The organism is Streptomyces sp. NPDC058464 (assembly GCF_042721035.1).
Classification (GTDB): domain Bacteria; phylum Actinomycetota; class Actinomycetes; order Streptomycetales; family Streptomycetaceae; genus Streptomyces.
Map to the genome: position 1 here is coordinate 1 of NZ_JBHXMA010000034.1, position 12,932 is coordinate 12,932.

General features: G+C 73.2%; 12 protein-coding genes and 1 pseudogene. 3 read left to right on the forward strand and 10 right to left on the reverse strand.

From position 1 onward, the window contains the following. Nucleotides 1-125: 125 nt before the first annotated feature. From ACFWPQ_RS36270 to ACFWPQ_RS36290, 5 genes are all read right to left on the reverse strand, one after another. A complete protein-coding gene (locus tag ACFWPQ_RS36270; protein ID WP_384044509.1) occupies nt 126-626 on the reverse strand; it encodes a MaoC family dehydratase in 501 nt (166 codons plus the stop codon). A gap of 18 nt (nt 627-644) precedes the next feature. Beyond that, nucleotides 645-1,601 (reverse strand): hypothetical protein, encoded by a 957-nt coding sequence (locus tag ACFWPQ_RS36275; protein ID WP_384044512.1) that lies wholly within the window; start codon nt 1,599-1,601, stop codon nt 645-647. A 555-nt stretch (nt 1,602-2,156) separates the two neighbouring features. After that, entirely contained in the window at nt 2,157-3,026 is an 870-nt protein-coding gene (locus tag ACFWPQ_RS36280) for a LysR family transcriptional regulator (RefSeq protein ID WP_384044515.1), read from the reverse strand. A gap of 88 nt (nt 3,027-3,114) precedes the next feature. Continuing rightward, complete coding sequence (locus ACFWPQ_RS36285; protein WP_384044517.1) at nt 3,115-3,702, reverse strand: Dps family protein; 588 nt, start codon at nt 3,700-3,702, stop codon at nt 3,115-3,117. A 279-nt stretch (nt 3,703-3,981) separates the two neighbouring features. Then, complete coding sequence (locus tag ACFWPQ_RS36290; RefSeq protein ID WP_384044752.1) at nt 3,982-5,208, reverse strand: MFS transporter; 1,227 nt, start codon at nt 5,206-5,208, stop codon at nt 3,982-3,984. Between the two features lie 179 nt (nt 5,209-5,387). Here ACFWPQ_RS36290 and ACFWPQ_RS36295 point away from each other — a divergent pair. Then, nucleotides 5,388-5,725, forward strand: a pseudogene (locus ACFWPQ_RS36295) (GNAT family N-acetyltransferase). A 3-nt stretch (nt 5,726-5,728) separates the two neighbouring features. On the opposite strand, the gene ACFWPQ_RS36300 reads toward ACFWPQ_RS36295, so the two are convergent. From ACFWPQ_RS36300 to ACFWPQ_RS36320, 5 genes are all read right to left on the reverse strand, one after another. After that, the gene (locus ACFWPQ_RS36300; RefSeq protein ID WP_384044520.1) at nt 5,729-7,342 is read right to left on the reverse strand and encodes an MFS transporter; all 1,614 of its coding nucleotides are present in this window, start codon (nt 7,340-7,342) and stop codon (nt 5,729-5,731) included. Further along, nucleotides 7,339-8,079, reverse strand: coding sequence for a YoaK family protein (locus ACFWPQ_RS36305; protein ID WP_384044523.1), 741 nt, complete (start codon nt 8,077-8,079; stop codon nt 7,339-7,341). The genes ACFWPQ_RS36300 and ACFWPQ_RS36305 overlap by 4 nt, the downstream gene beginning before the upstream one ends. Continuing rightward, nucleotides 8,060-8,590: a DoxX family protein gene (locus ACFWPQ_RS36310; protein WP_384044526.1), complete on the reverse strand. Its 531-nt coding sequence runs from the start codon at nt 8,588-8,590 to the stop codon at nt 8,060-8,062. Before ACFWPQ_RS36310 ends, ACFWPQ_RS36305 begins: the two co-directional genes overlap by 20 nt. Nucleotides 8,591-8,639: 49 nt before the next feature. Then, nucleotides 8,640-9,302, reverse strand: a complete 663-nt coding sequence (locus ACFWPQ_RS36315; protein ID WP_384044529.1) for a hydrolase — start codon at nt 9,300-9,302, stop codon at nt 8,640-8,642. A gap of 111 nt (nt 9,303-9,413) precedes the next feature. Next, nucleotides 9,414-11,297 carry an amidohydrolase gene (locus tag ACFWPQ_RS36320; protein WP_384044532.1) on the reverse strand — a complete coding sequence of 628 codons (1,884 nt, stop codon included), beginning with the start codon at nt 11,295-11,297 and terminating at the stop codon, nt 9,414-9,416. Nucleotides 11,298-11,647: 350 nt separating this feature from the next. Here ACFWPQ_RS36320 and ACFWPQ_RS36325 point away from each other — a divergent pair, with 350 nt between their 5' ends. Both ACFWPQ_RS36325 and ACFWPQ_RS36330 read left to right on the forward strand, forming a co-directional pair. Beyond that, nucleotides 11,648-12,619 carry an alpha/beta hydrolase gene (locus ACFWPQ_RS36325; RefSeq protein ID WP_384044535.1) on the forward strand — a complete coding sequence of 324 codons (972 nt, stop codon included), beginning with the start codon at nt 11,648-11,650 and terminating at the stop codon, nt 12,617-12,619. A gap of 13 nt (nt 12,620-12,632) precedes the next feature. Next, on the forward strand, nt 12,633-12,926 hold the full coding sequence (locus ACFWPQ_RS36330) for a hypothetical protein (protein ID WP_384044538.1): 294 nt from the start codon (nt 12,633-12,635) through the stop codon (nt 12,924-12,926). Nucleotides 12,927-12,932 lie beyond the last annotated feature (6 nt).

Sequence of the window (12,932 nt, forward strand, 5' to 3'; positions counted from 1 at the left end):
CGGGGGGGGGTGGGGGGTGTGGGCCGCTCGGCAGCTTACCCCCCACCCGGTGTATGTCGGCGCCCCCTGGCCGGGGGGGGGGGGGTGGGCTCCCGCCCCCCCCCCCACGCTTGTTCCACGAGTGGCTACCGGCGCAGCAGGTACTTGTGCTGCCCGGACAGGACCAGTTCGCCCCGCTGGTTGTGGACGGTGGCCGCCGTGGTGACGACCCCGGTGCCGTCCTCGGCGGGTTCGAGGGCGGTGATGGTCAGCGCGGGGTACAGGGTGTCGCCCGAGTGCACCTCGCCGGTGAAGGCGCAGGACAGCTCCGTGAACCTGACGAAGACCTCACCGATGACGTGCGGGAACAGGGTCGCGCCCGGTGCGGTGAAGGCGAGGACCTGGAGGCCGTGCACCACGGGGGCGCTGTGGCCGTGCCGGCGGGCCCATTCGGCGTCGTAGTGGACCGGGTGGTTGTCGGCGGACACGGTCTGGAACGCCGCCGCGTGTGCGTCGGTCAGGGTCCGGCTGGGGGCGCGGAACACCTCGCCGACCTCCAGGTCGTCGAAGGTCCGGGCGGGGACGACGAGGAACTGCTCGGGGTCGAACGCGGCCGTGCCGGCGGCGGGTCGGGAGGGGGAGCTCATGGGATGTCCTCGGTCGGGTCAGTGGAGGCGGGTGGTGAGGAGGTTGGGGTCCTGCTGCGTGACGTAGGCGGCGTCGGCGACGTACACCTTGTCGCCTCGGACGGCGATGGACGTGGGGTTCTGCAGGCCGTCGGTGCGGTCGAGGACGACGGTGTGGCCGCCGTTCCCGGACACCAGGGCCACCTCGCTGCCGGCGTTGAGCGCCGCGAGGAGCTGGTCGCCGCGGCCCGTGAACGCGAAGTCGTCGACGCCGGCCAGGCCGGTCGCGACGGTGCGGACCGCGCCGGGGGTGCCGTCGTGGCGGACCGGGATGCGCAGCAGGGTCCCGTGGTCGAGGTTGCTCACCCACACGGCCCCGTCGTGCACCTTCACGCCGTTGGCTCCGAGGAAGCCGGCCGGGGCGAGGGCGGCGCCGGTCGCCCACACCTCGGGGGCGCCGCCGGTCGCGGGTATCCGCCAGATCCTGCCGAGCACCGAGTCGGCGGCGTACAGCTGCCCGGTCGACCGGTCGAGGGCCAGGCCGTTGGGCAGCGCGTCGGCGGGCAGCGCCGCGATGCGCTCCGGGCTGCCGCCGGGACGCAGCCGCCAGACGCCGGTGAGGTCGGCGGTGCCGGTGGCGTAGAGGAAGTAGAGCGCGCGGTCGGGGCCTTGGACGATGCCGCCGAGGAAGGGGGATCCGAGGACCGGGGTCCGGGCGTCCGCGGGCGGCGCGGGCAGTGTCGCGAGGACGCGGACCGTGCCGGTGCGCTCGATCACCGCGACCTGGCGGGAGAAGGCGAAGGTGACCGCGGCGGCGCCGCCCGGAAGGAGGGTGAGGTTCTCGGGCTGCTGTCCCGCGGCGAGGTCGAGGTGGGCGACGAAGGACGTCGGCGTGAGTGGCGGCTGGGCCGCGAGGGCCGCGTCCGCGCTCGTGATCGTGGTGGCGAGCGCCGTGGTGCCGACCACGGCGGCGGCAAGAACTCTGCGAAGCTGCATGGCCCCGACCGTAGGCAGCCCCGGCCCGTCGACATGCCTCGTCGCGCACGGCGTCGCGCCACACAGTGCCAGGGCCCGGCGGCAGGGCACTGGAGGGTCCGTTCCGGTGCGCGCACGGTCATGGCGGCCGGGAGGAGGACGGCCAGCGTTCGGCGCATCCCACGCATGCGCGACGCAACTCGCCGGAACCGGAAGACGCCAAACCATTGCAATTCGGCATCTTCACGGTCGGTGACGTGACGACCGACCCGACCACGGGACGCACTCCCTCGGAGCACGAACGCATCAAGGTGATGGGCGCCCGCCGTCTGCTCTTCGCCCCACCTGCGCGCCGTCGTCGTACCGACCGCCTGGTACGCGGCGGCCGAGGACTGGGGGACCGGCGGCGACGAGTACGCCGACGGACTGCCCGCGCGCATCCGCCGGGCGGGCGGCGCACTGGGCGCCCTGATGGCCGCCCGGCCGGCGGACCCGGAGCCCGGGGACGAGATCAGCGCCCTCGAACGGCAACTGTCCGACCTGCGGTTCGACTGATTCGACGGGGAAGAGCGCGTTTCAGGTGAGGTGGCGCAGCAGCGCCGCGACGGCCGCCGGGGGCTCTCCCGGCGGCCGTACCACCATCACCTTCCAGCTCGGCGCGTGCCGGGCGAACCGATAGGTCGTCAGGTCCGGGAAACGGCCGGCGATGGTCGGCGGCATGATGCAGACGCCGAGGTCGGCCCGGACCAGTTCGGACGCGGCCACGATGTCGTTGACCTCGAAGGTCGTGGCGCGTTCGACGCTGGCCGCCCGGAACGCGCGGTCGGCCGCGTCCCGGATGGCCCAGCCGGGGGTGAACTCCACCTGCGGCAGCTCGGCGATGCCGGCCAGGTCGACCGTGCCCTCGGCACCACTCGTGGTGAGGCTCCGCAGGGGAGAGGCCACCAGGACCATCTCCTCGCGGGCCAGCAGCCTGGTCACCAGACCGCGCTGCTGCTGGCGGTCCAGCGCCACCACCGCCAGGTCCACCGTGCCCTCGCGCAGCGCCTGCCGGATGTCGGTGACCGCCGCCTGCCGCAACTGGACGACCACCCGCGGGTGTTCGGCCCGCAGCGCGGCCAGCGCGTGGTGCAGGTTCGCCCAGACCCCCTGCATGGTGCCGACCGTCACCCGGCCGCGCAGCTCGCCCTTCGCCGCGTCGACCGCCTCGCGGGCCAGCTCGGCGGCGCGCAGGGCCTGCCGGGCCGCCGGGACGAACGCCTCACCGGCCGGGGTGAGCCCGACCCGGTGCGTGGTCCGGGTGAACAGCGGGGTGCCCAGCTCGCGTTCCAGGGCGCGGACCGTGCCGGAGACGGCGGACTGGACCACGTGCAGCCGTCGCGCGGCCGCCGTGAACCCGCCTGCGTCCGCCACGGCGACCACGACTTCCATCTGCCGCAGGTCCATGAGCTGCTCCCGGTGGCACGGCACCCGCCTCGGTACGGCGGGGATCTCCGCCGCATCCTAGGCAGGCAGCCGCTGCTCCCGGGTTCTCTCAGGCGCGGACCAGGGGAGTGTCGACCAGGTGCTCCGCCAGGAACCAGGCCTGCAGCTCCCCGGTGCGGATCACCTGCGAGACCAGCAGGTCGTTGGTGCCGTCGTCGCCCGTCCCGGCGGCCCGGGCGGCCGCGTCGTGCGCGTCGACCAGGATCGTCTCGTGGGCCTCCAGGAGCCGCGAGAGCATCGCCGGGACCTCCTCGACGCCGTCCGGCGGACGCGGGATCGAGGTGATCTCGGCGACGTGCCGCGGGTCGCCCACCGCGACCCCGCCCAGGGTCTGGACCCGTTCGGCGAGCGTGTCGACGAGGGCCAGCTGTTCGCCCGCGTGCTTGTCCAGCAGCAGGTGCAGCTGGTAGAAGGTCGCGCCGCGCAGCAGCCAGTGGTGCTTCTTGTAGAGGCCGTACAGGATCTGCGTGTCCGCCAGGACCCGGTTCAGACGCTGGCTGGAGTACATCCGCGTCTCGTACGAGAGACCGAGGGGGAACTGCTTGACGGTCCCGAACTCCTGGATGACCTCGCCCTTCTGGTGCAGCCACGGCTGGCTGTGCTGCAAGGCCTTCCCGGGCTCGGAGCTGGTGGTCACGGTGCGCCTCCTGGCGGATGTCCGATGCGGCTGGGTACGCGAGTGACGCTAGGCGCGGCGGCGGGGGGAGGCGTTGCCCGGGAGCGCCCGGGCCCGCACCCCTGAGCGCACCGGGTTCCCTCCGGGACCGCACCGGGTTCCCTCTGGGACCGGTCGCCGTGCACGCACGGACACGGGCCGGCCGTCGCGGCGCCCTACCGTCGGTGGCCGGTAGAAGTGGTCCCGGTGGAGGTCCGGGCGGTGGCCCTGGCGATCGCTCCGGCGGTGGCTCCGGCGGTCCTACGCCGAGCGCTTCGCGCCGGTCCGGCGCTCGGTGAGCCAGTACAGCAGGCCCAGCACCGGCAGGGCGGCCCCGAACATGCTGACCGCGCTCCAGCCGCCGGACCGGTAGGCGATCGAGCCGAGCTGGGAGCCGAGGGCGCCGCCGATGAAGAAGATCGCGATGAAGGCGCTGTTCAGACGGGCCCGGGCGAGGGGATCGAGTTGGTAGACGGTGTGCTGGCCGAGGATCAGGCTGGTCTGTACGGCCATGTCGAGCGCGACGGCCGCGAGCCCGATCAGGATGACGCTGTGCCGGCCGAACCCGGCGATCGCGAAGGCCACCGCGGCGACGCCGAACGCGGCACCGGTCATCCGCCGGGTCAGCCCGCGGTCGGCCCAGTGCCCGGCGAACGGGGCGACGGCCGCACCGGCCGCGCCGACCAGCGCGAACACCCCGACCCCTACGGCCGAGTAGCGGAAGTCGGGCCCGGTCAGGACGTAGGAGACGGTGGTCCAGAAGGCGCTGAAGGCACCGAACATCGCGGCCTGGTAGAGGCCCCGGCGCACCAGCGCCGGGTGCGTGCGGACTAGCGCCGCCGTGGAGCGCAGCACGTGGTGGTACGGCACGGTGGTGGTGGGCGCGTGCTGGGGGAGGGCCAGCCGCAGGGCCACGCCCAGCAGGGCCATCAGGACGGCCGAGCCGAGGTAGACGACCCGCCAGCCGGCCACGCTGGAGACCAGGCTGCTGAGCGTGCGGGACAGCAGGATGCCGGTGAGCAGCCCGCTCATCACCCGGCCCACCACTCGGCCCCGGGCGTGGTCGGGCGCCAGGCTCGCGGCGAACGGGACGAGGATCTGCGCCACCACGGAGGTGGCCCCGCTGACCAGCGAGGCGATCAGCAGCATCGGGAACCCGGTCGCGAGACCGGCCGCCACCAGGGCGAGCGTGGTGACCGTCAGGAGCGCGGTGACCAGGCTCCGCTTCTCCAGCCGGTCGCCGAGCGGCACCAGGAAGATCATGCCGATCACGTAGCCGACCTGGGTGAGCGTGATCAGCAGACCCGCGGTGGCCTCGCCGATGTGGAAGACACCGCGCAGCTCGGACAGCAGGGGCTGGGCGTAGTACAGGTTCGCGACCGTCATGCCGGAGGCGACGGCGAACAGCGCGATCAGCCAGCCGGGCACCCCGTGGGCAGCCTCGGTGGCGGCCTCCCGGCGCGGGGAGCGTATTTCGGACGACGACATCTCGGACACGGGACCTTCCTCACAGGAGGTGTTGCTCTCGTCATGCACCAGCGCTCCGGCACCCACCACGCTTCCCCCTTTCCGGCGATGGTTCGGGATGTCAGTCATCTCGATCAGAGATTGCACCCGCGCACCCGCGCCGTCGCCGCACCGCACCGCAACGAAATGAAAGGAATCCGATGAACCCGCCCAACACCGCCACCCCCGTCGTCGTCCACAACGAGGCCCTGAGCCGCTACGAGATCCTGGTCGGCGTGAACGCGCCGGCCTCACCGCCTACCGCGACCGCGGTGACCAGCGCGTCTTCTACCACACCGAGGTCGACGAGGCCTTCGTCGGCCGGGGCCTGGCCGGCCAACTGGTCCGGGAGGCGCTCACCGACGTCCGCGCCGCGGGCAAGCGCGTCGTACCCGTGTGCCGGTACGTGGCCAAGTTCCTGCAGCGGCACGAGGGCTTCGCCGACCTCGCCGACCCGGTCACCCCCGACGTCCTGCAGTGGCTCCGCACCCACCCTTGAGCCTCAGGGCCGCCGTATCGCCGGTCCCGCCGTCGTGTCGAAGGCGTGCGTCACCTCGGGCGCGGTGCCCGGGGTGAGCAGCGCGCGGGCCTCCTCCTCGAACCGGCGGTCGGTGGCCGTGAGCCGGACGTGGTGCTGGGCCTGGTGCTCCGCCCAGGAGGAGACCAGGTAGTTCTCGACGAAGCGCTCGGGGTCGTGGCCGTCCTGGTAGAGGCCCCAGGACAGGGCTCCGGTACGGCGCCGGGAGCGCGCCACCCGGTGCATGCGGTCCGTGAACTCGGCCTGCCGGTCCGCCGGGACGCGGTAGACGACGGAGACCAGGACCGGGCCGTCGGCCTCCCCGGGTTCGAACACCAGGGGAGGCGCCGGCCAGTGGTCGGAGGGTGCGGGGTCGATGCCCTCGGCATCCCGCAGCGGCCACCGCCGTACGCTGGCCGCGCTCAGCAGCATCGCGCCGCCGGCGATCAGCAGGCAGGCGCTCAGCCCGAGCCAGTCGGCCACCGCACCCCACAGGGGCGCGGCCAGCGCCTGACCGCCCTGGAAGACCAGCAGGTAGACGGCGAGGCCGCGGGCCCTGACCCAGCCGGGGAGCCGGGTCTGCACGGCCGCGTTGAGCGTGGAGAGTACGGCGATCCAGGCGAGGCCCGCGGGCAGCAGCGCGAGCGCGACCAGCCACGGCACATGGACCGTGGCCAGCACCGCCAGCACACCGGCGAACACCAGGGCACCGGCCGCGAGCGTGCCGTTGGCGCCGAGCAGGCGACGGGCACGGGGGAGCAGGAAGGCGCCGCCGACCGCGCCGATGCCCACCGCACCGAGGAGCAGTCCGTAGCCGCCCGAGCCGAGGCCGAGGGAGCGGCTCGCGGTCAGCGGCAGCAGGGCCCACAGGGCGGCTCCGCCGGGGATGAACAGGAGCGTGCGCAGCAGGATCCGGCGGACACCGGGTGCGTTCCAGACGTAGCGGCGGCCGGCGTACAGGGCGGCCAGCAGCCCCTCGTTCCCGGCGGGCGGGACGGCGGCCGCGGCGGGGCGCCGCCACAGCAGCAGGACGGCCGCGATGCCCAGATAGGACGCCGCGTTGAAGGCGAAGACCCAGCCGGCGCCCGCCGCCGCGACCACCGCGCCGCCGAGCGCCGGGCCGACGGCACGGGCCAGGTTCATGTTCACCGCGCCCAGCGCCGCCGCCTGCCCGAGCCGCTCCCGCTCCACCAGCTCCGGCTGGATCGCCTGCCAGGCCGGGCCCATCAGCGCGGTGCCGCAGCCCAGCAGGAAGGTCAGGGCCAGCAGTGCCGTCGGCGACAGGGCGTCCAGGAACGCGAGCACGGCCAGCGCCCCGGACACCGCGAGCATCGCGAACTGCGCGGTCACCAGCACCACCCGCCGGTCGAACCGGTCGGCGACCACCCCGGAGGGCAGCGCGAGGAGGACGACGGGCAGGCTGGACGCGGTCTGCACCAGCGTCACCAGCGCGGCGCTGTCCCCGACCAGCAGCCACTGGGCGCCGACCGTCTGCATCCAGCTGCCGACGTTGGAGACCAGCTGGGCGATCCACAGCGCCCGGAACACCCGGGCCGCGAGGGGCGCCCACGGGGACTCGGCGGCGGCGTCGGTCGTCATGCCGTTCCCGACCGGGTCCAGGCCGGGTCGCCGCCGGCCAGGCGGTGCGTCGTCAGGGAGGTGACGAACAGGAGCAGCAGGGCCAGGCCCAGGGTGAGCACCAGATGGCCGTGGAGCAGGAGCGCGGTTCCGACGAGCGCGCCGAGCAGCATGGCCAGGACGGACAGGATCCGGCGGCCGGGCCGGGGTGCGGCACCGCCCGCCGGACCGGAGTCCGCGGCCAGGCCCGTCAGGGTCAACGTCAGCACGGTCGTGGTCATGTCGGGGACGCCGAGGCGCCGGGCGACCGCGTTCTGCAGGCCCATGGCGAGTCCGAGGAACACGATCAGCGTGTACTGCACCCCGGTGCCGACCCGGCCGCCGCCGACCGCGGCGGCCACCACCGTGACGGCGACCAGCACGCTCTGCACGGCCGTCGCCGTCTTCAGCAGGTGCCCGCGGTGGGCGGCGAACCGGGTGCCCAGCCGCCCGCCGGCCAGCGCCCCGGCCAGGAACGCGGCCAGCGCGACGACGGAGGCGAGCGCGGACAGGTTCGCGGCGCCCGCCAGCGCGAAGCCGAGGAACACCACGTTGCCGGTCATGTTGGCGACGAAGACATGCCCGAGGGACAGGTAACTCACCGCGTCCACCAGCCCGGTGACCACCGTCAGCGTCAGCAGCAGGGGAGGCAGCGGGCCGTGCCGGTCGTCCCGGGGCGGCACCAGGGTGTGGAGCGCGTCAGTCAGCAGCCTGCGCACGGGATGCTCCTTCCGCCGCGATCGTGGGGGTGCGGTGCAGCACCGCGCGGGTGAGCAGACCGCTCGTGGGGCCGATCACGATCGCCGCGAGGACGATCCACAGCGGCCACGGGGTGAGGCCCAGCGCGTGGTCGACGGACCACCGGCCGGGCCCGGTGAGGGACAGGGCCACCGAGACGACGACGAGGACCAGCGGATACTCGTACCCGTCGTTCTGCACCCACAGGCCCTTGGGCCACTTGACCGTCCCGGCGACCGTCATCACGCCCATCGCGGCCATCGCGGCCAGCGGGGTGAGCAGCCCGGCGGCCAGGAACAGGCCGGCGCCGATCTGGCTGCCGCCCGCGACGACGGCGGTCAGCGGGCCGCCGCGGAAACCGTCGTGCCGGAACTCCTCCGTTCCGCCCGCCAAGCCCTTGCCTCCGAGGTGGAAGCTCACCTTCTGCACTCCGTGGCCGGCGATGAGGAGCCCCGCCAGCAGCCGGAGGACCAGCAGCCCAGCATCATCCATGTCTTCCTGCCTGTTCCTGCCTGTTCCCGACTCGGTAAGTGACGTCCGGTCAGCCGGCCGCGTGGGCGCCGATCATGGTCTGGGCGTAGACCAGGCCGAGGCCGTAGGCGCCGCCGTGCTCCTTGACCACGTTCGTGACCGCCTCGTACGTCTCCGTACGGGCCCAGTCGCGCTGGAGCTCCAGGAGCACCTGGACCCAGGTGACCGGCGCGGCGCCGGCCTGGACCATCCGCTGCACGGCGTGCTCGTGGGCCTGCGGGGTGACACCGCCGGACGCGTCGGCGACCACGTACACCTCGTACCCCTGGGCGATGGCCGAGAGCACCGGCAGGACCACGCACACCTCGGTCCACAGACCGGCTATGACGAGCTTCTCGCGGCCGGTCGCCCTGACGGCCTCGACGAACGCCTCGTCCTCCCAGGCGTTCATCGTGGTGCGGTCGATGATCTTCTGGCCCGGGAAGACGTCCGCGAGCTGCGGCATGATCGGGCCGGAGAACGACTCGGCGGCGACGGTGCTGAGCACGACCGGTACGCCGAACGCCTTGGCGGCCTTGGCCAGGCCCAGGGTGGAGTTGACGATCGCGGTGCGGTCGCCGCTGCCGGTGCCGAAGAACATCTGCGGCTGGTGGTCGACGAAGAGGACCGCGCAGTTGTCGGGGGTGAGGAGGTCGGGGCCGGGGGTGGCGGTGACGGTGGTGATGTCGGGCATGGGATGCCTTTCTTTTGTGGTTACAGGAGTGGAAGTGCCTAGTGGGGTGGCGGGATGGGTTGTCGGGCGGGTGCGGGTGCGTCGTGGCTGGTCGCGCAGTTCCCCGCGCCCCTAAAGGGGCGCTCCGAAGCAGGGGTCTGTGGGGAAGGAACTGTCGGTTTCCCATAGCAGGCCGCGGCGTATCCGCCACTCGCGGTGCAGGTCGGACTCTGCTGCTGCCTCGGCCAGGGCGTGTGCCTGGCGTACGCCCGCCAGGCCGCGCGGGGTCGCCTGGTAGCCGCCGAAGTGCGTCACCGGGCTCCAGTCGGGGGTGATGGCCGGCAGCTCCTCGTCGAGGCCCTCGTACTCGCCTGCGCCGTAGACGATCCGGCCGCCGGTGACCGTGAGCAGCGACTCGATGTGGGCGATCTCCGGTTCGGGCACGGTGAAGTAGTCGTCGGAGAGGATCGCGAGGTCCGCGTAGAACCCCGGGCGCAGGACGCCCTTGACCCCCTCCTCGCCCGTCAGCTCGGCGCCGGCCCGGGTGAACATGCGCAGGGCGGTCTGCCGGTCGACCCGGTTGGACGGGGGACGGAGCACGAGGTCGCCGATGTTGCGGCCGCTGATCAGCCAGTGCAGGGCGACCCACGGGTTGTAGCTGGAGACCCGGGTGGCGTCGGTGCCGGCGGCCACGGTCAGCCCGCGGTCCAGCATCTCCCGGATCGGCGGGGCGTCGGCCGCGGCGCCGGGGCCGTAGCGGCGCAGGAAGGCCTCGCCCTGGAAGGACAGCCGGTTCTGCACGGACATCGCACCGCCGAGCGCGGCCACGCGGTCGAGGCTCTCGGCCGACACGGTCTCCGCGTGGTCGAACAACCACCGGTTCCCGGCCGGGAAGAGACCCTCGGCGGCCAGCTTCTCGAAGACCGCGAGATCCCGGCGGATCGTCTCGTCGTACGTGGCGTGCAGCCGGAACCCCCAGCCGTTCTCCATGAGAAGACGCACCGCCTTCTCGAACTCCGGCTCGTAGTCGTCGTGTTCGGGACGAGGCTGGTTGAAGTTCTCGAAGTCGGCCGCCGCCCAGGTGAGGTTCTCGCCCGCGCCGTTGAGGCGCAGCCACGCGTCGCCGTCCCCGTAGTCCGCCATCTCGATCCAGCGGGTGAGGTCGGCCACCTCCTGGCCCGCGGTCTGCGGGAAGAGGTGGTAGGCGATGCGCAGCGACAGCTCACCGGCCTCGGCCAGTTCGACGACGGTGCCGTAGTTCTCGGGGAAGTTCTGGAAGCCGCCGGCCGCGTCGATCGCCGAGGTCAGTCCGAACCGGTTCAGCTCGCGCAGGAAGTGCCGGGTCGAGGTCTTGCGGTGCGCCTCGTCCAGGACCGGCGCCTTGGCCAGCGTGGAGTAGAGGATGAGGGCGCTGGGCGCGGCCAGCAGCATGCCCGTCGGCTCCCCGTCCCGGCCGCGCACGATCTGGCCGCCTCGCGGGTCGGGGGTGTCCTTGTCGAATCCGGCGGCCTTCAGCGCCGCCCGGTTGAGGACGGCCGACTGGTACAGGTGCAGGACGAACACCGGGGTGTCCGGGGCGGCCGCGTTCAGCTCGGCGACGGTCGGCAGCCGCCGTTCGGCGAACTGTTCGGCCGACCAGCCGCCCACCACCCGCACCCACTGGCCCTTCGGGGTCCGCGCGGCCTGCTCACGGAGCATCGCGAGGCCCTGGCGCAGCGTGGGCACGCCGTCCCAGCGCAGCTCCAGCACGTAGTTGAGCCCGCCGCGGATCACGTGCAGATGGGCGTCGTTGAGGCCCGGGATCACCCGTCGCCCGAGCGCGTCCACGACCTTGGTGGCCGGGCCGATGTGCGGGGCCACGTCCTTGTCGTCGCCGACGACCGTGACCATGCCGTCCCGGACGGCGATCGCCCCCGCATGCGGGCGGCCCGGATCACCGGTGTGGATTTTCGCGTTGCGCACGACGAGCTCTGCGGGATCGTCGACGGCCTGGGGAACCAGACCTCCGACCGGCATGGAGGACACGCTTTCGGGACCCCTTCCGGGATGGAATTGCGGTGCCGGCCTGTCAGTTCGCCATCGAATCGGAGGCGAACCGCGACCGTCGAGCCGTCACGCTAGATCCGCTCCCGGCCGCGGTGTGTCCCGTGCGCGCACTCGCACCGGCCCCGCAGCGCACCGGCCCCGCAGCGCACCGGCCCAGCAGCGCACCGGTCCGCGCATGCGCTGCCGAGCCGGTGGGCGCGTGCGCTGCGGGGCCGGTGGGCGTGCGCTGGGGGGCAACTGCCCGGCGCACGGCGCTCCTACGGTGAACCGCGGCGGCGCCGGAACGCCCGGTGTGCCCCGCGCAATCCCAGGAGAGTCACATGTCCGAAGCCTTCACGCCCGTCACGCCGGTTCTGGAGCCCGCCGCTCAGGCCTTCGTCGAGGCCACCGCCAACCCGCCCTACCTCTTCGACCTCGCCCCCGCCGAGGGCCGCAAGGCCGTCGACGAGGTCCAGTCCGGCGACATCGCCAAGCCCGCCGTCGACGAGGAATGGATCACCGTCGAAGGCGGCCCCACCGGCACCGTCCGCGCCCGCATCGTCAAGCCCGCCGGCGCCACCGGCACCCTCCCCGTCATCCTCTACATCCACGGCGCGGGCTGGGTCTTCGGCAACGCCCACACCCACGACCGCCTCGTCCGCGAACTCGCGGTCGGCGCGAACGCCGCCGTCGTCTTCCCCGAGTACGACCTCTCCCCCGAACACCGCTACCCCGTCGCCATCGAGCAGAACTGGGCCGTCGCCCAGTGGGTCGCCGCCCACGGCGCGACCAAGGACCTCGACGCCACCCGGATCGCGGTCGCCGGCGACTCCGTCGGCGGGAACATGAGCGCCGCCCTCACCCTGATGGCCAAGGAACGCGGCGGCCTCCCCCTGCTCCAGCAGGTGCTGTTCTACCCGGTGACCGACGCGAGCTTCGACACCCCCTCCTACCACCAGTTCGCCACCGGCTACTTCCTGCGCCGCGACGGCATGCAGTGGTTCTGGGACCAGTACACGACCGACGAGACCGAACGCGCCCAGATCACCGCCTCCCCGCTGCGCGCCACCACCGAACAGCTCACCGGCCTGCCCCCGGCCCTCGTCATCACCGGCGAGGCCGACGTCCTGCGCGACGAGGGCGAGGCCTATGCCAACAACCTCCGCGCCGCCGGCGTCCCCGTCACCGCCGTCCGCTTCCAGGGCATCATCCACGACTTCGTCATGCTCAACGCCCTGCGCGAGACCCACGCCGCCGAAGCCGCCATCACCCTGGCCGTCCGCACCCTGCACGCGGCCCTGTACGCCGGCTGATCAGGGAGCCGGTGTGACCACGAACGAGCCGCCGGAACCATCGCCGGCACCCTCGTCACAACCGCCGTCGGCGCCGTCCGTGCCGTCGGAGCCGTCCGCCCACGACGGCCACCCGCGCCTGAGGCACCTCAGGGACCAGCTGACCGAGCACCACCGCCGGGCCAAGGCGGAGCGCGAGGAAGCGGAGCTGGAGGAGGCCATCGAGACGGCGGCCTTCGACCTGGGGACCGACATCGCGCACCCGGCGCCCGACCACGCGGAAGCCGCCTACGACATCGACACCGACATCGGCGTCGACCCGCGCTAGCCGCCC